We start from the raw sequence: 18,560 nt of genomic DNA, 5'->3' as shown, positions 1-18,560 counted from the left end.
ACATCTGGGGCATGGCGTCCCGTCCCCTGATCCTTGCCGGCCTCGCGGCGCTGTTCGGCCTGACCATCGAGCCGCCCTCGGACGGCCCGCGCGGCGCGCTGCGGGTGATCGACGCCGACACCTTCGACGTGGGCGGGACGCGCGTCCGGCTGCACGGCGTGGACGCGCCCGAGAAGGCGCAGGTCTGCCAGGATGCCAAGGGCGAGCCCTGGGCCTGCGGCGCGTGGTCGGTGGGCGAGGCGAGGATGCTCTGGGACGGGCGGGAGGCGAGCTGCGAGCGGCTCGACACCGATCGCTACGGCCGCGCCGTGTCACGCTGCGCTGTCGGGCGCGAGGACATCGGCCGGACGCTGGTCGCGCGCGGGATCGCATTGGCCTACCGCGACTATTCGACGGACTACGTGGCCCAGGAGGAGCTGGCCCGCCGCGCCCGGCTGGGCGTCTGGCAGGGCGAGTTCCAGCGCCCGCAGGACTACCGCCGCGCGCCCGACCCCGGCCTGTCGCCCGACCTGTCGAACGTGGTGGTGCTGAGCGCGCCGGAGGAGGGCTGCGCGATCAAGGGCAACGTCTCGGGGTCGGGGCGCATCTACCACGTGCCCGGCAGCGCCCGCTACGAGGCGACCGTCATCGACGCGGCGCAGGGCGAGCGGTGGTTCTGCTCGGTGGCCGAGGCGGAGGCGGCGGGCTGGCGCGCGCCGCGCTAGGCGGCTGGTTCAGGCTCCAGGCCGGAAGATGAAGAACGCGCCCAGCGCGATGAAGGCAAACCCGAGGGCGTGGTTCCAGGTCAGCGGCTCCTTGAGGTAGGTCACCGAGAACACCGCGAAGACCGAGAGCGTCAGCACCTCCTGGATCGTCTTGAGCTGCGCCGCCGAGAAGGCGGCATGGCCGATGCGGTTCGCGGGCACCTGAAGGCAATACTCGAAGAAGGCGATCCCCCAGGAGACGAGGATCACGACCCAGAGGGCCGTCCCCTTGAACCGCAGGTGCCCATACCAGGCGAAGGTCATGAAGACGTTGGACAGCACGAGCAGGCCGATGGCGGCGACGGGGATGGGCAGGGCGGGCATGGGAGACCTCGATGGACGCGCCCCGTGGTGCCGCAGGCCAAGGGTTAGCGCAACCAGCGTCCCGGGGGGATTGGCAATGGCGCGCGATTGGGTTTTCGTGCAGGTCACGCCGCGCCCGGACATCGACGGGGCGGAACGTGGAGGAACCCGTGAACGACATCCTGAACGAGCTGGAGGCCCGGCGGGCGGCGGCCCGCCTCGGCGGCGGCGAGGCGCGCATCCGGTCGCAGCACGCGCGCGGCAAGCTGACGGCGCGGGAACGGATCGAGCTGCTGCTCGACGAGGGCTCCTTCGAGGAGTTCGACATGTTCGTGACGCACCGCGCCACCGACTTCGGCATGGACCGCGACCGCCCGGCGGGCGACGGCGTGGTGACCGGCTGGGGCACGGTGAACGGGCGGCTGGTCTATGTGTTCAGCCAGGACTTCACGGTGTTCGGCGGGTCGCTGTCGGAGACCCATGCCCAGAAGATCTGCAAGATCATGGACATGGCGATCCGCAACGGCGCCCCGGTGGTGGGCATCAACGATTCCGGCGGCGCGCGCATCCAGGAGGGGGTGGCCTCGCTCGCGGGCTACGCCGAGGTGTTCCAGCGCAACGTCCTGGCCTCGGGCGTGATCCCGCAGATCAGCCTCGTGATGGGCCCCTGCGCGGGCGGCGCGGTCTATTCCCCGGCGATGACCGACTTCATCCTGATGGTGAAGGACACATCGTATATGTTCGTGACCGGACCCGAGGTGGTGCGGACCGTCACGAACGAGGTCGTCACCGCCGAGGAGCTGGGCGGCGCGCTGACCCATACCCGCAAGTCCTCGGTCGCGGACGCCGCCTTCGAGAACGACGTGGAGGCGATCATCGAGGCGCGGCGGCTCATCGACTTCCTGCCGCTGTCGAACCGGACGCCCGTGCCGGTGCGGCCCTTCTTCGACGACCCCGCGCGCGTCGAGCCCAGCCTCGACACCCTGATCCCCGAGAGCGCGAACACCCCCTACGACATGAAGGAGCTGATCGCGAAGATCGCCGACGAAGGCGATTTCTACGAGATCCAGGGGGAGTTCGCGAAGAACATCCTGACCGGCTTCATCCGGCTGGAAGGATCGACCGTGGGCGTGGTGGCGAACCAGCCGACCGTGCTGGCGGGCTGCCTCGACATCGACGCCTCGCGCAAGGCCGCGCGCTTCGTGCGGTTCTGCGACGCCTTCTCCATCCCGATCCTGACGCTGGTGGACGTGCCGGGCTTCCTGCCGGGGACCGCGCAGGAATACGGCGGCATCATCAAGCACGGGGCCAAGCTGCTGTTCGCCTACGCCGAGGCGACGGTGCCCAAGGTCACGCTCATCACCCGCAAGGCCTATGGCGGCGCCTATGACGTGATGGCCTCCAAGCACCTGCGGGGCGACGTGAACTACGCCTGGCCCACCGCCGAGATCGCGGTGATGGGCGCCAAGGGGGCCGTCGAGATCCTGTACCGCGCCGAGAGGGGCGATTCGGAGGCGCTGGCCCAGCGGACCCGCGACTACGAGGACCGCTTCGCCAACCCCTTCGTCGCCGCCGAGCGCGGCTTCATCGACGAGGTGATCCAGCCCCGATCGACCCGCCGCCGCGTCGCCCGTGCCTTCGCGATGCTCCGCAACAAGGTGCTCGAGAACCCGTGGAAGAAGCATGACAACATTCCGCTCTGACCGGAGCCTGGCGGCTGCGGCGGCCCTGGCCCTGGCCGGGCCCGTCGCCGCGCAGGAGGTGACGCTCCCCTCGGGCCGCGCCGCCACGCTCTACGACGTGGTGCTGGAGACCGCGGCCGTCCTTCTCGCGCCCGACGCGGGCACCGACCCCGAGGGGCTCCCCGAGGGACCGCTGGACGAGGCCGAGCCTCTCGACGCCGCGCCCGCCCGCGCGGAACCCGGGGCCCTCTCCAGCGGCGGGCTGTCCGATGCCGCGCCGGGCGGGCTGGCGCGGTTCCGGCTGGTGGTGCCGGGCCTGGGCGGGGAGGGGGCCGGCTATGACGCCGTGGCGGGCGACTTCGGCTGGCTCTGCGAGGCGATGGCGCTGCCCGCGCTGGCCGCCAACGGCTGGGCGCCCGCCGAGGTGGTGGTCGCGCTCTCGGATCGCGAGGTGGCGTTCGGAGCCGCCGATCCCGAGGCCGTGCAGTTCTTCGAGGGCTTCCGCATCGAGGACGGGACCTGCGTCCCGCAGGCCTTCTGATGGAGAAGCACAAGGGATTCCCTGGCCGCCTGCCCAGCTCGGACCTTCAGTTCACCATCCGCCACGAGAACCGCAAGAAGGGCGCGACGCCGCTGGTCGCGCGCGAGAGGTTCCGCGACCGCAAGGCGATCGACCGCGCCGCCGACGAGGCCTTCCTGCGCGCCCTTTGGGAGCATTTCGGCGAGGAGCCCTTCGTGCGCGGCAACCTCGACGCGGGGCGGCTGTCCTGGCTTCTGGGCCGCGAGGTCGTCCCGGCCGAGGAGCCGTTCGACCCGAAGAGCTATGACGCGCTCCTGCGGATCGACGTGGCCCGCGCCCGCGCGGCCTTCCCCCGGGTCTTCGCCGAGGACGCGGCGGCGGAGCCGGACGACGGCGACGACTGGGACGAGGGGGAGGACGAGTGAGCGCGCCCGCCTGTCGTCGCCCGGTTCCCCGTGTCGTGACGGCATCCCGCCGAGGCGGGGAAACCCCGCCTTGCGCCCCTACGTTGACAGTGGCATCCCTGGGATCATCTGGGGCCACATTATCTGGAGAACCGACATGTCCACCACCCTTCGCCTGCTCGCCGTCCTCGGCGTCGCCGCGACCCTGTCCGCCTGCGGCGACACCGATCTCGAACGCACCGCGACCGGCGCCACGATCGGCGCGGGCATTGCGGCCGTCACCGGCGAATCCGCCCTCAACGGCGCGCTCATCGGCGGCGCGGCCGGCGCCGTGTCCTGCTCGGTCGCGCCCGGCGCCCCGAACTGCCGCTGATCCTCGGGGCGTGACGCCCCCGCTTCGCAAGGCCGCCGGGGTTCGCGCTCCGGCGGCCTTTGTCTTGTCCCCCCTGTCCGCACGAAGGCTCCCATGTTCCGCAAGATCCTGATCGCCAACCGGGGCGAGATCGCCTGCCGCGTCATCAAGACCGCCCGCCGGCTCGGGATCCGAACGGTCGCCGTGTATTCCGAGGCCGATGCCCGCGCGCTCCATGTCCGCATGGCCGACGAGGCGCACCTGATCGGCCCCGCCCCGGCGGCGCAAAGCTACATCGACATCGACCGCGTGATGGCCGCCGTGCGCGCGTCGGGGGCCGAGGCCGTGCATCCCGGCTATGGGTTCCTCAGCGAGAACCCCCGCTTCGCCGCCGCGCTGGCGGCCGAGGGCGTGGCCTTCATCGGCCCCCCGGCCTCGGCCGTGGAGGCGATGGGCGACAAGATCACCTCCAAGCGCATCGCGGCGCAGGCCGGCGTCAGCACCGTCCCCGGCCACATGGACCTGATCGCCGACGCCGAGGAGGCGGTGCGGATCGCCCAGGGCATCGGCTATCCGGTGATGATCAAGGCGTCGGCGGGCGGCGGCGGCAAGGGGATGCGGATCGCCTGGAGCGACGCCGAGGCGCGCGAGGGCTTCCAGGCCTCGAAGAACGAGGCGCAGGCCAGCTTCGGCGACGACCGCATCTTCATCGAGAAGTTCGTGGACCAGCCCCGCCACATCGAGATCCAAGTCCTCGCCGACAGGCACGGCAACACCGTGTATCTCCATGAACGCGAATGCTCGATCCAGCGCCGCAACCAGAAGGTCGTGGAGGAGGCGCCCAGCCCCTTCCTCGATCCCGACACCCGCCGCGCCATGGGCGAGCAGGCCTGCGCCCTCGCCCGCGCCGTGGGCTACGAGAGCGCCGGGACCGTCGAGTTCATCGTGGACGGCGCCCGCAACTTCTACTTCCTGGAGATGAACACCCGGCTTCAGGTGGAGCATCCGGTGACGGAGCTCATCACCGGCATCGACCTCGTGGAGCAGATGATCCGCGTCGCCGCCGGGGAGCCCTTGCCGTTCACGCAAGGCGAGATCCCGCTGAACGGCTGGGCCGTCGAGAGCCGCCTCTACGCCGAGGACCCCTACCGCAAGTTCCTGCCCTCCACCGGCCGCCTCACCCGCTACCGGCCCCCGGCCGAGGGGCCCCAAGGCGACGCGGTGATCCGCAACGACACCGGCGTCACCGAGGGCGGGGAGATCAGCCGCTTCTACGACCCGATGATCGCCAAGCTCTGCGCCTGGGCCCCCACGCGCGGGCAGGCCATCGACGCCATGTCGCAGGCGCTCGACTCCTTCGAGGTGGAGGGGATCGGCCACAACCTGCCCTTCCTGTCGGCGGTCATGGAGCATCCGCGCTTCCGCGAGGGGGCGATCACCACCGCCTTCATCGCCGAGGAATGGCCCGAAGGGTTCAAGGGCGTCCAGCTTCCGGCGACCGAGGTCCGCCGCGTCGCCGCCGCCGCCGTGGCGATGCACCGCGTGGCCGAGATCCGGCGGGCGCGCATCGGCGGCCGGCTCGACAACCACGAGCGCAAGGTCGGCTCGGACTGGGTGGTGCAGGTGGGCGACGACCCCCACCGCGTCAGCATCCTGGCCGAGCCCGGCGGCGCGGACGTGACCTTCGAGGACGGCACGCTGCTCCGCGTCGAGGGGCCGTGGACGCCCGGCCAGCCGCTGGCCGCGCTGACGGTGGACGGGCGGCCGCTGGTTCTCAAGGTGCAGAAGGCGACGGGCGGCTTCCGGCTGCGGACGCGCGGCGCCGACCTGCGCGTCCATGTCCGCACCCCGCGCGAGGCGGAACTGGCCGCCCTGATGCCCGTCAAGGCTCCGCCCGACACGTCCAAGGCGCTCCTGTGCCCGATGCCGGGGCTGCTGACGCGGGTGCTGGTCGCCGAGGGCGAGGAGGTGGAAGAGGGCCAGGCCCTCGCCACCGTCGAGGCGATGAAGATGGAGAACACCCTCAAGGCCGAGCGTCCGGGCCGCGTCCGCGCGCTGAAGGCGCGGGAGGGCGAGACGCTGGCGGTCGATCAGGTGATCCTGGAGTTCGCGTGATCCTCGGCTTCGAAGGAAACGCTTGATGTTTAATGTTCATCGGATTGCGGGGTTCCTAGTCCTTTGTTCTGCAAACCCTCTCGTCGCCGATCAAATAGATGATAGAATAGCTGAACTTGATCGAGCTGTCAGCGGTCGATGTGAGCATAACTCTTTCGTCTGTGCTCCCTTGGAGGCGCAGCTGGCGGCTGAACTACGTGATCTGCGGTGGGAGCAAATCATTCGTGCTTACGATTCTATTTCAGCTCAGGCCAGAATTGCTCCTTTCTCATTGATGGCTGTGTGCGAGGGCTTCCGGCAAGAAGGAATCGCTCGCGAGACAAAGTGTGCATATGAGTGGGGTCAGTGGCTGAGCTCATATAGTCAGAGCACCTCCCAACTACGCGATGCACTTGTGGGGAACTTCGGAAATTCTGAAGCTGACCGGCTTAGCGCAAGGTCGAATGAACTCGGTTGGAAGTATTGGCCCGAAATGATGATCCAGCCGGTTGCGCCTGTTGATAAAGATGGCGAATCTGAAGAGGTGATTGTTCAGGCTGATTCCGATGGGCATTTTCGTGTTGAACCGCAATTGGACGGTATCACGATTAAAATGCTCGTTGACACTGGGGCAAGCTTTGTTCTTCTAACTTCTAGTGACGCTTCGGCGATTGGGTTTGATCTAACCAATCTCGCGTTCGATGTTCCAGTTATGACAGCGGCTGGGGAGGCCTTGTTTGCTCGTGGAACGGTCAGGAACCTGACGCTTTTTGGCTTGCATTTGCAGAACCAATCGGTGCTGATTGCACCCCCGGATTACAGCACGGGAAGTTCGCTCCTCGGCATGAGCGTCCTGCGTGAATTCGGACAAGTCTCAATTCAAGGTTCAGACCTACTCATCAGGCCATAGTTTTATTCAAGGTCCGACCCTCGTCCGTTCCTGACCTCCTCCTGCCGCAGCGGCGTCCGGTCGATGGCGCGGCCGATCTCGCGCACCGACAGCGGCGCGGGGCGGCGCAGCGTCACCCGGCCGTCCTTGTCCACCAGCACCAGCCCGAAGCCACGGGGCCGCAGCGACTGCCGCGCCGGGCTCCGCGCCTCGGGGTCGGTGTCGAGGATCACCACCACGTCGCGCCGCGCCAGCGCCTCGGGGTCGGCCGCCAGCAGGCGGAGCTGCTCCTCCACCTGCGGCTGGCGCGGGCTGTCGGCGAAGATGACCAGGGGCCGCGCGACATACTCGAAGGCCGAAAGGTCCACGGCCCCGGCGTCCAGCACCGCCGTCCGGTCCGCCTCCCAGGCGGCCACCGGGTCGGCGGGGTCATCGGCGGGAACATCGACGGGCGCCGCCTCGGAGGCCGAGGCGATCGGGGGGGCGGCCGGGGCCGCCTCCTGCGCCCAGGCCGGGGTCGCGAGGAGCAGGGCAGCGAGGGCGAGGGCATGGGTCATGCCCCCGATATAGGCGGCCCGTCCCCCCGTTCGTAGGGCAGGGCCTCCGAAGAACCCCAGGACCGCGTATTTTCCGCGCCGGTTCGGGCGCTAACGGCGGCGCGGGGGACTCGCGCGCTCCGGCCCGGCGTGCCACAACCGAGTGAAACCGAGAGGGCGGAGGGATGGGAATGACCGACATCTCGTCATGGGAGGAGCGGGCGCGGGCCGAGCTGAAGGGCCGCGACCCCGTGACGCTGACCTGGCGCACGCTGGAGGGGCTGCCGATCAAGCCACTCTACACCGCCGCCGACACGGACGGCCTCGACCCCGGCCTCCCCGGCGAGGCGCCCTTCCTGCGCGGCGTGCGCGCCACGATGTACGCGGGCCGCCCCTGGACGATCCGGCAATACGCCGGCTTCTCCACCGCCGAGGAGTCGAACGCCTTCTACCGCAAAGCTTTGGACTCGGGGCAGCAGGGCGTGTCGGTGGCCTTCGACCTCGCCACCCATCGCGGCTACGACAGCGACCACCCGCGCGTGGAGGGGGACGTCGGCAAGGCCGGCGTCGCCATCGACTCGGTCGAGGACATGAGGATCCTCTTCGACGGCATCCCGCTCGACAAGGTGTCGGTCTCCATGACCATGAACGGCGCGGTCATCCCGATCCTCGCCAATTTCATCGTCGCGGGCGAGGAGCAGGGCGTCGGGCAGGACCGGCTTTCGGGCACGATCCAGAACGACATCCTCAAGGAGTTCATGGTGCGGAACACCTACGTGTATCCGCCCGAGCCCTCGATGCGGATCGTGTCGGACATCATCGCCCACACGGCGTCCCGGATGCCCAAGTTCAACAGCATTTCGATCTCCGGCTACCATATGCAGGAGGCGGGGGCGAACCTCGTGCAGGAGCTGGCCTTCACGCTGGCCGACGGGCGGGAATACGTCCGCGCCGCCATCGCGCGGGGCCTTGATGTGGACAGCTTCGCGCCGCGCCTGTCGTTCTTCTTCGCCATCGGCATGAACCTGTTCATGGAGGCCAGCAAGCTCCGCGCCGCGCGGCTCCTGTGGCACCGGATCATGTCGGGCTTCGGGGCGCAGAAGGCCGAATCCCTCATGCTGCGGACCCATTGCCAGACCTCGGGCGTCAGCTTGCAGGAACAGGACCCGATGAACAACGTGGTCCGCACCGCCTACGAGGCGCTGGCGGCGGTCCTCGGCGGCACCCAGTCGCTCCACACCAACTCGTTCGACGAGGCCATGGCGCTGCCCTCGGACTTCGCCGCGCGGATCGCCCGGAACACGCAACTGATCCTTCAGGAGGAGACGGGCGTCACCAAGGTCGTCGATCCCCTCGGCGGCTCCTACTACGTCGAGGCGCTGACCAAGGAGATGGCCGACGCCGCCTGGGCGCTGATGGAGGAGGTGGAGTCGCTCGGCGGCATGACCAAGGCCGTGGCCTCGGGGATGCCCAAGCTCCGCATCGAGGAGACGGCGGCCCGGCGGCAGGCGCTCATCGACCGGGGCGAGGAGGTGATCGTCGGCGTCAACAAGTATCGCGCGGCGGGCGAGGAGCCCATCGACATCCGCGCCATCGACAACCACGCCGTCCGCGCCGCGCAGGTCGCCCGGCTGGCCGAGGTGCGTGCCAGCCGCGACGAATCCGCCGTGCAGGCGGCGCTGGACGCGCTGCGCGAGGGCGCGCGTGGCGACGGCAACCTCCTGGAACTCGCCATCCCCGCCGCCCGCGCCCGCGCCACGGTGGGCGAGATCAGCGCCGCGCTGGAGGACGTGTTCGGCCGCCACGTCGCCTCGGTCCGCACGCTCTCGGGCGTCTACGGCCAGTCCTGGGACGGCGACGAGGGCTTCGAGGCCATCCGCGCCGAGGTGGACCGCTTCGCCGACGAGGAGGGGCGACGCCCCCGGATGCTGGTGGTCAAGATGGGCCAGGACGGCCACGACCGCGGCGCCAAGGTCATCGCCACCGCCTTCGCCGACCTCGGCTTCGACGTGGACGTGGGGCCGCTGTTCCAGACCCCCGAGGAGGCGGCGCAGGACGCGCTCGACAACGACGTGCACGTGGTCGGCATCTCCAGCCAAGCGGCGGGGCACCTGACCCTCGCGCCCCGGCTGGTCGAGGCGCTGCGGGCCGCCGGCGCGGGCGAGATCCTCGTGGTCTGCGGCGGCGTGATCCCGGCGCAGGACTACCCGGCGCTCAGGGCGGCGGGCGTCAGCGCGATCTTCGGGCCGGGCACCTCCATCCCCAAGGCGGCCAAGGAGGTGCTGGACCTCATCCGCGCCGCCCGCCTGGAGACGGCGTGACGGGGGCCGGCGTCGCTTGCGTATTTAGGGCCAAGTTGAGAGGGCAGGCGCATTGAGGCAGGCGCGGCGCGGGCGTATCACCCTCGCGCGCGCCACCCCCGCAAGGACCCCCTCGTGACCTTCCTCCCGCCCCGCAAGGCCCGCCCGTGATCCGCCCCGCGCAGGCCGCCGACGCCGCCGCCCTCCACGCCATCTGGACGCCGGTGATCCGCGAAACCACCCACATCTTCCACACCACCGAGCGCTCCGAGGCGGAGATCGCGGCTCTCACCGAAACCCCCGACCCCTTCCTCGTCTGGGACGACGGCCATCGCGTCCTCGGCCTCGCCCGCTGCTTCCCCTTCCGGCCGGGGAACGGCTACGCCCGCACCGTGGAGCACACGATCCTCCTCGCCCCCGAGGCGCAGGGGCGCGGGATCGGCCGCCACCTCATCGACGCGCTGGCCGAGGCCGCCGCCCGACAGGGCAAGCACATGATGATCGGGGCGATCAGCGCCGGGAACGCCCCCGCCATCGCCTTCCACGCCGCCTGCGGGTTCACGGAGCATGGACGCCTGCCGGAGGTGGGCTACAAGTTCGGCCGCTGGCTCGATCTCGTGCTCATGGGCCGCCGCCTGTGAGCCGTCGGCCATGAGTTTCCGTCCGTGACCGTTCTGCCCCGAAGGATCGCCCTCATGTCCATCTGGACCCGCGTCACCGACCTGCTCGCCCGCCTCGCGCGGGGCGACGGCCTGTCCACCCTCTTCGAGCAGCTCCGCACGCCCCCGGAAAAGACCGTGGGCTTCGCCATCGCCACCGTGGCGCTCGGGGCCAAGATCGCCAAGGCCGACGGCCTCGTGACCCGCAACGAGGTCGCGGCCTTCCGCGAGGTCTTCATCATCCCCGAGGGCGAGGAGGGCAACGTCGCCCGCGTCTACGACCTTGCCCGGCAGGACACCGCCGGCTTCGAGGACTACGCCCGCCGCATCCGCGCCATGTTCGGCGAGGGGGCGGCGCAGCTTGGCGACCTGCTGGAGGGGCTGTTCCACATCGCCGTGGCCGACGGCGACTACCACCCCGAGGAGAACCGGTTCATCGCCCGCGTGGCCGAGATCTTCCACCTGCCCGAGCCCGAGTTCCTCCGCATCCGCGCCGAGTTCGTCCCCGACGCCGAGCGCGACCCCTACGACGTGCTGGGCGTCCCCCACGGCGCGTCCCTGGAGGAGGCCCGCGCCGCCTGGCGGGCGCTGGTGCGCGAGACGCATCCCGACCGCCTCCTCGCCCACGGCCTCCCCGAGGAGGCGATCCGCCTGGCCGAGAAGCGCCTCATCTGCATCAACCAGGCGTGGGAGCGCATCTCGGCCAAGGCCGCCTGATGCTGTCCGAACCATGAGGCTCGCGACCTACAACGTCGAATGGCTCGGCCGCCTGTTCGACGACCGGGGCCGCCTGCTGGCCGACGACGCCCCGTCGGGGCGCGAGGGCGTCACGCGGCGCGAGCAGGCCGAGGGGCTGGCCCATGTCCTGCGCGCGCTCGACGCCGACGCCCTGCTGGTGATCGAGGCCCCCGACGACCCCGCCCGCACGCTCGGCCCCTTCGCGCGGGCGGCGGGCCTGCGCGCCCGCGCCGTGCTGACCGGCTTCCCCTCCGGCACCCGGCAGGAGATCGCGCTCCTCCACGATCCCGACCGCCTCGCCGCCGTCCACGACCCGCAAGGCGGCGACCCGCCCCGCTTCGACGGCACCTTCCGCGCCGACCTCGACGGCGACGGCCGCCCGGAGCCCGTGACCTGGGGCCGCGCGCCGCTGGAGGCCGCGCTGCTCACCCCTCGGGGCCGCGCGCTGCGCCTCATCGGCGTCCACGCCAAGTCCAAGGCCCCGCACGGCGCGCGCAATGCCGCCCAGGCCCGCCGCATCGCCATCGAGAACCGCCGCAAGCAGCTCGCCCAGTGCCTCTGGCTGCGCGCCCGCGTGGACCGGCACCTCGCGGCGGGCGACCCGCTGGTGGTGCTGGGCGACTTCAACGACGGCCCCGGCATCGACGAGCACGAGGCCGTCTTCGGCCGCTCGGGCGTCGAGATCGTGCTGGGCGAGGGGCCGACCCGCCTCCACGACCCACACGCCGCCCGCGCGCTGGCGGGTCCCACCGCCGCCCAGCCCGCCACCGCCCGCTTCCGGCTGCCCCCCGACGAGGCCAACCCCGACGAGGCCAACCCCGGCGGGCGCTGGCTGTCGGCGCTGCTCGACTACGTCATGGTCTCGCCGGACCTCCGGGCGCTGCGACCCCGCTGGCGCATCTGGCACCCCTTCGACGACGCCGCCTGCTGGAAGGACGAACGCCTGCGGACCGCGCTCCTCCACGCGTCCGACCATTTCCCGGTCACGCTCGACATCGACCTCTGACGCCCTTCAACGGCGCGTGATCGTCCCCATATGGGGGGCATGGCACAGCTCATCCCCTTCGCGCTCGCCGCGGCGCTCCTCGCGGCCCCGCTCCACGCCCAGGACACCGGAGAGGGGCAGAGCCTCCTCGACCAGGGAACCGGCTTCCTGCGCGGCCTCCTCGGCGAGGAGGCGCCCGCGCTGCCCGAGCTGGCGCTCCCCGACCTCGCCTTGCCGGATCTCGGGGGCATCGCCGGCGAGTATCTGCCGACCTTCTCCCTCCTCGCGAGCGAGATGGGTCCCGCCTTCGTGGAGGTGTTCGGCCGGATCGATTCGATCTCGAACTACGAATCCCCGGTGATCCTGCCCAATGGCGACATCATCCTGCGCCGCAGCCCCGACGCGCCGGACTGGACCCCGCCCGAGCCTGGCCCCGAGTCTGGCCCCGAATCTGGCCCTGCCGAGCCGCAGACCGAGCTGTAGGGTGGGGCTCCACCCCACGCCGTGACCGTCGGGACGGTGGGGCTGAACCTCCACCCTGCGGCCTGTCCAGAAGAGCCGTGCCCGCCCAGGCGCGGGGCGGCCCGCCCCAGCCGGATCGCGCCCGAACCCTCCATCCTACGCCCCCTCCGGGGGGTGTTGCGCGAACCGGCCCCGACCGCTCGTTGCTGTCGGACCCCGTTAACCCCGTTCCGGCATCCTCCTCGCATACGGGCCGAATCGTGGCCCCTTGCAGGAGGAACGACGTGCAGCGGACGAAGGACCGGATCATGGCGGGGGAGGGAGCCCTCCGCGACGCCGAGATCGCGATGCCCCCCGCGCGCCCGCGCGGCTGCGGCACAGGTTCATCCATGGGGATGGCGGCACGGCCGCGCCGGGCGGGCACCTGCGCCGCAGGCTCGGTCCCGATCCGCGCGACCTCTTGGCGGCTGAAGCCGTGGACCTCGCGCGGGGAGGGCGGCCCGTGCGGGCCGTTGAGGACGACCGCCGCCTCGCCGTCCGGCCCCGAGGCCCCTGGGCGCGGTCGCGTCGGTGTCGCTGGGGGGGATGGCCTCCCCCGGAACGCCCGGGCGCGGGATCGCCAGGACCGCGCGCCCGTCCAGCGTGCCGCACAGGCGCGAGGGCAGGGTCATGATGAGGTCCGTGCCCGGCAGGGCCGCGATGTTGGCGGCGAAGTTGGGCGTCGTGACCGCGACCCGCCGCGCGTGCCCCAGAGCCGCGAGCCGCGCGTCCACCGGGCTTTGCCGGGGGTCGCTCCAGCGCGCCATGACGTGCGGGTGCGCGAGGTAGTCCCCGACCGTGAGCGTCCCCTCGTTCGCCTTGCCCAGCAGGGGGTGCGACGCGCAGACCAGTCCCAGGTAGGTCTCGCGGAAGAGCGTCCGCGCCCCGAACGGCGCGCCGGGACGCTCGGCCGCCCAGAACGAGGCATCGAGATCGCCGTCCTCAAGCTGGCCCAGCGCCCGCGCATCGAAGGGCCGGATGTCGAGCGTGCCACCCGGAGCCTGCTGCCGGAGGAGCCGCACGAGGTCGGGGACGACCGTCATCATGGAATAGTCGGTGGCGGCGATGCGGAAGGTCTGCGTCGTCGTCGCCGGGTCGAAGGACTGCGTCGCGAAGAGGCGCCCTGCGGTGGCCAGCACCTCGCGCACGGGGACGATCATCCCCTCCGCGCGGGGCGTGGCCACCAGCCGGTTCCCGCTGCGCACGAAGAGCGGATCGCGCAGGCGGTTGAGCGCATGGCTCACGGCGGGCTGGCTGAGAGCGAGCCGCTGCGCTGCGGCCGTGACGGAGCCGCTCGCGGCCACCGCGTCGAAGACCACGTCGTGAACGCCTGGGACGACCCGGACTTCGCGGCGGCCTGCCGGGCGCCCGGACGGCGCAACCTCCTGATGGCGGGCGTGACCACCGACGTGTGCATGGTGGCCCCCGCCATCAGCGCGATGGAGGAGGGCCACGACGTGCAGGTGGCCTGCGACGCCTGCGGATCGTCGAACCAGATCGCCGAGGAGATGGCGTGGCGGCGCATGGAGCGCGCGGGCGTGCGGCTCACCACCACCAACGCCGTCGTGGCCGAGCTGGTGGGCAACTGGGCCAGCCCGGCCGGCGCCGTGGCCTTCCCGCTCCTGACCGCCGCCTGAAGGGGTTGCTCCGGCCCGAAGATCCACCTCCGGAGGCTCGCCCATGAGGGCCGATCGCATCCACGCCCAGGGCGGCCCGTCGCTCCTGCGGATCGACGAGGTCGAGGTGCCCGCGCCGGCCACGGACGAGGTGCTGGCCCGCGTCGTCGCAGGCGTGGCCAACCCCATCGAGTGGAGGACCCGCTCGGGCGCGACGGCGACGGCGGCCGGGCGCCCCTTGCCCGTGACGCTGGGCTGGGACTGCCCGGGCATCGTGACGGCTGTGGGGGCGGAGGTCGGGGGCCGAACCTCGCCCCGGTCGGGGGCGAGCGGCTGGCAACCCCGTCCGGCGCGGCGTTGCAGCGCTCCGACCGGCGTGGCAATCTCGACCTCCGCGCGCAACGGATGCCCCCTGGTCCCGCGCGCGACCGCCCGCCATGCCGATCGTGCGGCGATGATGCTGCGGCAACCTAGCTCGTCGGCGCCAGCACGACACGCACGCGGCCGGTGGCGTTGTCGTCCACCAGCACCTCGTGCGGCTCGGCCGCGGTGCCCGGCGGCGGCCGGACCCGGAGGAGATCGGGCGTCAGGCCCATCCCGTTCTCCACCGTGACGAGCATCCTCAGGCCGGAGATCGCCAGGGTCGCGCGCACGGGGACGTCAAGGCTGGCGCCGGTGGTGACGAGCGTGTTGTCGAACCGCACGACGGCGACGCAGGGCAGGTGGCAGGGCTCCAGGGACAGCCCCGAGGGCGCGGAGCCATTCACGGGAGCGCCCCAGGCGAAGCGGGTGACGTCCTGAGCCTCGGCCAGGGCGGGCCAGAGGGCCAGGAGAGGGACGAAGCGCATCGCGGCCTCCCGAGGGACAAGGACGGGTCAGAGGGGGCGTGTCTTCCACCAGTCCGGCGCGGCCCAGCCGGGCCGGGGCGCGCACCCCGTCGCCTGCTCGCGCGTCAGGCCGATGTCGTCGAGAAGGCGGTCGTCGTACTCGGCCAGCCTCTCGCTTGATCGGCGGATCGCCTCGGCTTCGGCGTGGCTGGAAAGCAGCTCGATCAGCCGGTCCCGGAGCCTCCAAGGGTGGAGCGGGACGACGTGGGCCAGGCGGAGGTCGGACATGGCGGGACTCCATGGCGCGGGTTCGGCGATGGGAACGCGAGGGGGGCCATCGGCTGGAGGCGTCGCGGCCCCCCTCGGAACGGAAGGATCGGCCCTCTCTAGGGACAGGGGGCCATTCCCGACTCGGCACGGGCCGGCGTGAGAGCCGGCCCCCTGAGCCTGCCTGAACCCGAACGGTCGCGCGTCCGCCATTCGGGGGAGACGCCTCGCGTTCACCGGCGGGCGAGGATCACCGCAGCGCCGTGACCAGCCCCATGACGCGGGCCACGAGCTCGGCCTGCCGGCGGGTGCCCGTCTTGGCGAAGAGGCCGTCGAGGTGCGTCTTCACCGTGGAGCGGGCGACGCCCAGGACCGCCCCGGCCTCGTCGAGGCTCCGCCCCTCCAGCATCTGCGCCAGCGTCTCGGTCTCGGCGCGGGTCAGCCCGTAAAGCTCCGAGGCCAGCCCCAGGGGCGTGCGGAGGTCTGGCTCGGGCGAGCGGAGCAGGACCAGGAAGGGCGCGTCCGCCGCCTCGGCCACCCGGTCGAGGCAGGCCCAGGTGACGTGCAGCCGCCGGCCCGCCGCGTTGGCGACCACGAGATCGCAGCCGTCCTGCCGCATGGGATGGTCGCCGAGATGGGCCAGCAGTCGCGCCACCTCCGCCCGCGCCCCGACGAGCCGCCCCGCGGCCTCCCGCACGAAGGAGCCGTCGCGCAGCTCGGCCTCGGCCGCCGCGTTGCGGAACCGGATCGTGCCGTCGGGCGCGACGATCAGGGCGGCCGCCGACAGCCTCTCCAGCATCCCGTGCAGCGACCGCTCGGTGCCGGCCTGGTTGCGGATCAGGCCCGAGATCTCGACGGCGCGGCGGATGTGGGGCGTGATGGCGCGGGCGAAGTCGAGATCCTCGTCCGAGAACACGCCCCGCTCCTCGCCGCCCGTCACCTCCCAGAAGCCGATCTCGCTTGCCTTGCGGGTGATCATGACCGCCACGAGGTCGAGGGTCCCTTGTCCTTCCATGCAGGTGCGCCAGTAGAGGCTGCGGCGGAACCGGTCCACGCCCATCTCGCGCGAGCCGCACCAGGGCTCGCCCACCGGGTGCACAAGGCCGTGGGGCAACGCGGGGTTGATCGGGGCGTGGCGGATAACGCGCGCCAGCAGCTCGGGCTCCCAGCCATGACTCGCTTGGACCGAAAAGGAGCGGCCCAGCGGGTCGGACACCGAGATGTCCGCCAGCTTGCCGTTCAGGACGCCGCAGATCTCTCCCAGGACGGCGGGCCACAGGTCCTTGTCCAGCGAGCAGTCGTAGATGCGCCCGACCAGATCGGAGAACGTCGGATCCACCCGCATGACAACCGCTCCTCTCGTTGCCCCACACCACCGAGGCCGGCCGACGGATGAACGGAAGGATAGCTGCCACGGCACGGCCCGGCTGCTAAACCTATAGCTCAGTCGAGCATCGCGCGTCTCCCCCGTTTGGGGGAAAGGCCTGGGGTGCAACGCCGGCGGGTGCCATTGATCGCCCGACAGCCTCGATGCCAGCGACCGCAGCCCGTCCGCCCGGATCGGATCTCGGCTGCCTCCCCCTCAGTCGTCGGTGAAGGCGACCTTCGCCACCGCGCCCATGGCCTGCGCCAAGGCGTCGAGCCGCGCCTTGGCCACCTCGCCGAACAGCGGCCGCGCGCGGGCCTCGACGGTCAGCGTCAGCGTCCCCTTCTCCGGCCGCCAGCGGAACGCCCCGGGTGCGTCGTGCGCCCCGAGCCAGAGCATCGCCCCCAGCCGCATCGCGCGCCCCAGCACCTCGGCCTCGCGGGCGTCGGCGTCCGACAGCAGCCGGAACAGCCGGTCGAACCGCGTCCCCTCGCGGCGCGAGGAGTAGCGGTAGAGCAGCGCCAGACCCAGGTAGACCCGCTCCTCGTGCTTAATGCCGCCGAGGTTGGCGCGCGTCGCCGCGTCCACGCAGGTCTCGGCCCGGTAGTCCGGGTGCGCGCGCCAGTTCACGTCATGGAGCAGGCAGGCCGCCTCGATGATGCGCCGGCGCTGCCAGTCCGCGCCGGGGAACAAGGGCAGGACGAAGTTGAACAGCACGCGGCCGAAGCCCGGCAGGCGGGCATCGCGGCTCTCCTGGAACCGGCAGGCTTCGAGCAGGGGGTCGCGCTCGCGCAGGGTGCTGGGCATCCGTTCGTACAGCATCCCCTCGCGGATGCCGTAGGAGCTGATCGCGATGTCCTTGGGCCGGAACACGCGGCAGAGCTCGTCCAGCACCTGCACCGCAACGGGGACCAGGGCCATCCGGTCCTCGGAGATGCCGAGCCGCTTGCGGTCGGCGTTCAGGTCCGCGCCCTCGATATGCGCCCGCGTCGCCGCCACGGCGGCCGGGGTCATGCGGTATTCGTGCAGCACCGTCAGCGGCCACTGCCGGCGGTCCATGTCCACCCGCGCGATCGCGCGCCACGATCCGCCCACGAGGAAGAGCCGCATCCCCGTCTCGCGGTCCATCTGCTCGTGCAGGCGGGCCACCGCGTCCGTGATGTGCTTGGTCAGCGCCTTCGGGCCGCCCTTGACCTCCTGGAGCTTGAGCCCGCCCAAAGGCGAGGTCACGCGCCGTCCGACCCTGCCATTGGCGAGGTCGGCCAGCTCCATCGACGCGCCGCCGATGTCGCAGACGAGCCCGTAGGAGCCCGGCCAGCCCAGGAGCACCCCCTGCGCCGACAGCCGCGCCTCCTCGTCGCCGGGGATGACCTGCAGCCGCAGGCCGGTCTTGCGCTCGACCTCCTCGACGAAGGCGGGGCCGTCCTCGGCTTCGCGCACGGCCGCCGTGGCGACCGCCATCATCGTCTCCAGCCCCATGCCCCGCGCCAGCGCGGCAAAGCGGCAGAGCGCGTCCATCGCACGCACTCGCCCCTTGGGGTTGAGCCGCCCGGTCTCCGACAGCCCGGCGCCCAGCGCGCACATGATCTTCTCGTTGTAGAAGTAGGCCGGGCTCCGCGCCGCGCCGTCGAAGACCACGAAGCGGACGGAGTTGCTGCCCACGTCGATCACGCCGACATGGAGCGTCTCGCCCGCCGCGCCGTCGAAGAGGGGCCGGGCGTCCCCCCAGACCGGGTTCGTCGGAGCGCCCATGAGGAGGTCGGCGTCGGGGGCCATGG

The 18,560-nt window shown here is 71.6% G+C and carries 20 protein-coding genes and 1 pseudogene; 14 read left to right on the top strand and 7 right to left on the bottom strand.

The window, feature by feature from the left end:
* Window positions 1–11 precede the first annotated feature (11 nt).
* Window positions 12–704, top strand: a complete 693-nt coding sequence (locus J2Z33_RS03170; protein ID WP_209837824.1) for a thermonuclease family protein — start codon at window positions 12–14, stop codon at window positions 702–704.
* 9 nt (window positions 705–713) lie between these two features.
* On the opposite strand, the gene J2Z33_RS03165 is transcribed toward J2Z33_RS03170, so the two are convergent.
* Window positions 714–1,067, bottom strand: coding sequence for a DMT family protein (locus tag J2Z33_RS03165; protein ID WP_209837822.1), 354 nt, complete (start codon window positions 1,065–1,067; stop codon window positions 714–716).
* Between the two features lie 149 nt (window positions 1,068–1,216).
* Between J2Z33_RS03165 and J2Z33_RS03160 the strand changes: the two genes are divergently transcribed.
* From J2Z33_RS03160 to J2Z33_RS03135, 6 genes are all read left to right on the top strand, one after another.
* Entirely contained in the window at window positions 1,217–2,749 is a 1,533-nt protein-coding gene (locus tag J2Z33_RS03160; protein ID WP_209837820.1) for an acyl-CoA carboxylase subunit beta, read from the top strand.
* The gene (locus J2Z33_RS03155) at window positions 2,730–3,269 is read left to right on the top strand and encodes a DUF6497 family protein (RefSeq protein ID WP_209837818.1); all 540 of its coding nucleotides are present in this window, start codon (window positions 2,730–2,732) and stop codon (window positions 3,267–3,269) included. Before J2Z33_RS03160 ends, J2Z33_RS03155 begins: the two co-directional genes overlap by 20 nt.
* Complete coding sequence (locus tag J2Z33_RS03150) at window positions 3,269–3,673, top strand: hypothetical protein (protein ID WP_209837817.1); 405 nt, start codon at window positions 3,269–3,271, stop codon at window positions 3,671–3,673. Before J2Z33_RS03155 ends, J2Z33_RS03150 begins: the two co-directional genes overlap by 1 nt.
* A gap of 136 nt (window positions 3,674–3,809) precedes the next feature.
* On the top strand, window positions 3,810–4,025 hold the full coding sequence (locus J2Z33_RS03145; protein ID WP_209837814.1) for a hypothetical protein: 216 nt from the start codon (window positions 3,810–3,812) through the stop codon (window positions 4,023–4,025).
* Between the two features lie 93 nt (window positions 4,026–4,118).
* Window positions 4,119–6,119, top strand: coding sequence for an acetyl-CoA carboxylase biotin carboxylase subunit (locus J2Z33_RS03140; RefSeq protein WP_209837812.1), 2,001 nt, complete (start codon window positions 4,119–4,121; stop codon window positions 6,117–6,119).
* A gap of 25 nt (window positions 6,120–6,144) precedes the next feature.
* Window positions 6,145–7,008, top strand: coding sequence for a retropepsin-like aspartic protease family protein (locus tag J2Z33_RS03135; RefSeq protein WP_209837810.1), 864 nt, complete (start codon window positions 6,145–6,147; stop codon window positions 7,006–7,008).
* 2 nt (window positions 7,009–7,010) lie between these two features.
* Here the strand turns inward: J2Z33_RS03135 and J2Z33_RS03130 are convergent, their stop codons facing one another.
* A complete protein-coding gene (locus J2Z33_RS03130; protein ID WP_209837808.1) occupies window positions 7,011–7,544 on the bottom strand; it encodes a DUF4174 domain-containing protein in 534 nt (177 codons plus the stop codon).
* 170 nt (window positions 7,545–7,714) lie between these two features.
* Between J2Z33_RS03130 and scpA the strand changes: the two genes are divergently transcribed.
* From scpA to J2Z33_RS03105, 5 genes are all read left to right on the top strand, one after another.
* Window positions 7,715–9,844 (top strand): methylmalonyl-CoA mutase, encoded by a 2,130-nt coding sequence (gene scpA, locus J2Z33_RS03125; protein WP_209837806.1) that lies wholly within the window; start codon window positions 7,715–7,717, stop codon window positions 9,842–9,844.
* Between the two features lie 146 nt (window positions 9,845–9,990).
* Window positions 9,991–10,464 (top strand): GNAT family N-acetyltransferase, encoded by a 474-nt coding sequence (locus J2Z33_RS03120; RefSeq protein WP_209837804.1) that lies wholly within the window; start codon window positions 9,991–9,993, stop codon window positions 10,462–10,464.
* Window positions 10,465–10,518: 54 nt separating this feature from the next.
* Window positions 10,519–11,199 (top strand): molecular chaperone DjiA, encoded by a 681-nt coding sequence (locus tag J2Z33_RS03115; protein WP_209837802.1) that lies wholly within the window; start codon window positions 10,519–10,521, stop codon window positions 11,197–11,199.
* 13 nt (window positions 11,200–11,212) lie between these two features.
* The gene (locus J2Z33_RS03110) at window positions 11,213–12,226 is read left to right on the top strand and encodes an endonuclease/exonuclease/phosphatase family protein (RefSeq protein WP_209837800.1); all 1,014 of its coding nucleotides are present in this window, start codon (window positions 11,213–11,215) and stop codon (window positions 12,224–12,226) included.
* Window positions 12,227–12,265: 39 nt separating this feature from the next.
* Window positions 12,266–12,688, top strand: a complete 423-nt coding sequence (locus tag J2Z33_RS03105) for a hypothetical protein (protein WP_209837798.1) — start codon at window positions 12,266–12,268, stop codon at window positions 12,686–12,688.
* A 362-nt stretch (window positions 12,689–13,050) separates the two neighbouring features.
* Here the strand turns inward: J2Z33_RS03105 and J2Z33_RS03100 are convergent, their stop codons facing one another.
* Window positions 13,051–14,025 carry a LysR family transcriptional regulator gene (locus J2Z33_RS03100; RefSeq protein ID WP_209837796.1) on the bottom strand — a complete coding sequence of 325 codons (975 nt, stop codon included), beginning with the start codon at window positions 14,023–14,025 and terminating at the stop codon, window positions 13,051–13,053.
* A gap of 3 nt (window positions 14,026–14,028) precedes the next feature.
* On the opposite strand from J2Z33_RS03100, the gene J2Z33_RS03095 reads away from it, so the two are divergent.
* Together J2Z33_RS03095 and J2Z33_RS18920 are read left to right on the top strand one after the other, a co-directional pair.
* Complete coding sequence (locus tag J2Z33_RS03095; protein ID WP_209837794.1) at window positions 14,029–14,343, top strand: isochorismatase family protein; 315 nt, start codon at window positions 14,029–14,031, stop codon at window positions 14,341–14,343.
* A 43-nt stretch (window positions 14,344–14,386) separates the two neighbouring features.
* Window positions 14,387–14,611, top strand: a pseudogene (locus J2Z33_RS18920) (quinone oxidoreductase); the annotation flags it as partial.
* 181 nt (window positions 14,612–14,792) lie between these two features.
* Here J2Z33_RS18920 and J2Z33_RS03090 read toward each other — a convergent pair.
* The 4 genes from J2Z33_RS03090 to J2Z33_RS03075 all read right to left on the bottom strand — a co-directional run bounded on the left by J2Z33_RS03090 (window position 14,793) and on the right by J2Z33_RS03075 (window position 18,558).
* Window positions 14,793–15,170: a hypothetical protein gene (locus J2Z33_RS03090; RefSeq protein ID WP_209837792.1), complete on the bottom strand. Its 378-nt coding sequence runs from the start codon at window positions 15,168–15,170 to the stop codon at window positions 14,793–14,795.
* Between the two features lie 27 nt (window positions 15,171–15,197).
* On the bottom strand, window positions 15,198–15,437 hold the full coding sequence (locus J2Z33_RS03085) for a DUF1127 domain-containing protein (RefSeq protein ID WP_209837790.1): 240 nt from the start codon (window positions 15,435–15,437) through the stop codon (window positions 15,198–15,200).
* 229 nt (window positions 15,438–15,666) lie between these two features.
* On the bottom strand, window positions 15,667–16,761 hold the full coding sequence (locus tag J2Z33_RS03080) for a helix-turn-helix transcriptional regulator (protein WP_209837788.1): 1,095 nt from the start codon (window positions 16,759–16,761) through the stop codon (window positions 15,667–15,669).
* Window positions 16,762–16,998: 237 nt separating this feature from the next.
* Entirely contained in the window at window positions 16,999–18,558 is a 1,560-nt protein-coding gene (locus tag J2Z33_RS03075; protein ID WP_245218535.1) for a Ppx/GppA family phosphatase, read from the bottom strand.
* Between the last annotated feature and the right edge of the window lie 2 nt (window positions 18,559–18,560).

Source organism: Rubellimicrobium aerolatum (assembly GCF_017872975.1).
GTDB classification, from domain to species: Bacteria; Pseudomonadota; Alphaproteobacteria; order Rhodobacterales; family Rhodobacteraceae; genus Rubellimicrobium; species Rubellimicrobium aerolatum.
This window is presented reverse-complemented; position numbering and strand designations above follow the sequence as displayed.

Coding starts and splice junctions, on each gene's coding strand:
- J2Z33_RS03075 (WP_245218535.1), bottom strand. CDS start 18,558: ATGGCCCCCGACGCCGACCTCCTCATGGGCGCTCCGACGAACCCGGTC.
- scpA (WP_209837806.1), top strand. CDS start 7,715: ATGACCGACATCTCGTCATGGGAGGAGCGGGCGCGGGCCGAGCTGAAG.
- J2Z33_RS03080 (WP_209837788.1), bottom strand. CDS start 16,761: ATGCGGGTGGATCCGACGTTCTCCGATCTGGTCGGGCGCATCTACGAC.
- J2Z33_RS03170 (WP_209837824.1), top strand. CDS start 12: ATGGCGTCCCGTCCCCTGATCCTTGCCGGCCTCGCGGCGCTGTTCGGC.
- J2Z33_RS03110 (WP_209837800.1), top strand. CDS start 11,213: ATGAGGCTCGCGACCTACAACGTCGAATGGCTCGGCCGCCTGTTCGAC.
- J2Z33_RS03085 (WP_209837790.1), bottom strand. CDS start 15,437: ATGTCCGACCTCCGCCTGGCCCACGTCGTCCCGCTCCACCCTTGGAGG.
- J2Z33_RS03140 (WP_209837812.1), top strand. CDS start 4,119: ATGTTCCGCAAGATCCTGATCGCCAACCGGGGCGAGATCGCCTGCCGC.
- J2Z33_RS03130 (WP_209837808.1), bottom strand. CDS start 7,544: ATGACCCATGCCCTCGCCCTCGCTGCCCTGCTCCTCGCGACCCCGGCC.
- J2Z33_RS03165 (WP_209837822.1), bottom strand. CDS start 1,067: ATGCCCGCCCTGCCCATCCCCGTCGCCGCCATCGGCCTGCTCGTGCTG.
- J2Z33_RS03150 (WP_209837817.1), top strand. CDS start 3,269: ATGGAGAAGCACAAGGGATTCCCTGGCCGCCTGCCCAGCTCGGACCTT.
- J2Z33_RS03090 (WP_209837792.1), bottom strand. CDS start 15,170: ATGCGCTTCGTCCCTCTCCTGGCCCTCTGGCCCGCCCTGGCCGAGGCT.
- J2Z33_RS03115 (WP_209837802.1), top strand. CDS start 10,519: ATGTCCATCTGGACCCGCGTCACCGACCTGCTCGCCCGCCTCGCGCGG.
- J2Z33_RS03155 (WP_209837818.1), top strand. CDS start 2,730: ATGACAACATTCCGCTCTGACCGGAGCCTGGCGGCTGCGGCGGCCCTG.
- J2Z33_RS03135 (WP_209837810.1), top strand. CDS start 6,145: ATGTTTAATGTTCATCGGATTGCGGGGTTCCTAGTCCTTTGTTCTGCA.
- J2Z33_RS03105 (WP_209837798.1), top strand. CDS start 12,266: ATGGCACAGCTCATCCCCTTCGCGCTCGCCGCGGCGCTCCTCGCGGCC.
- J2Z33_RS03145 (WP_209837814.1), top strand. CDS start 3,810: ATGTCCACCACCCTTCGCCTGCTCGCCGTCCTCGGCGTCGCCGCGACC.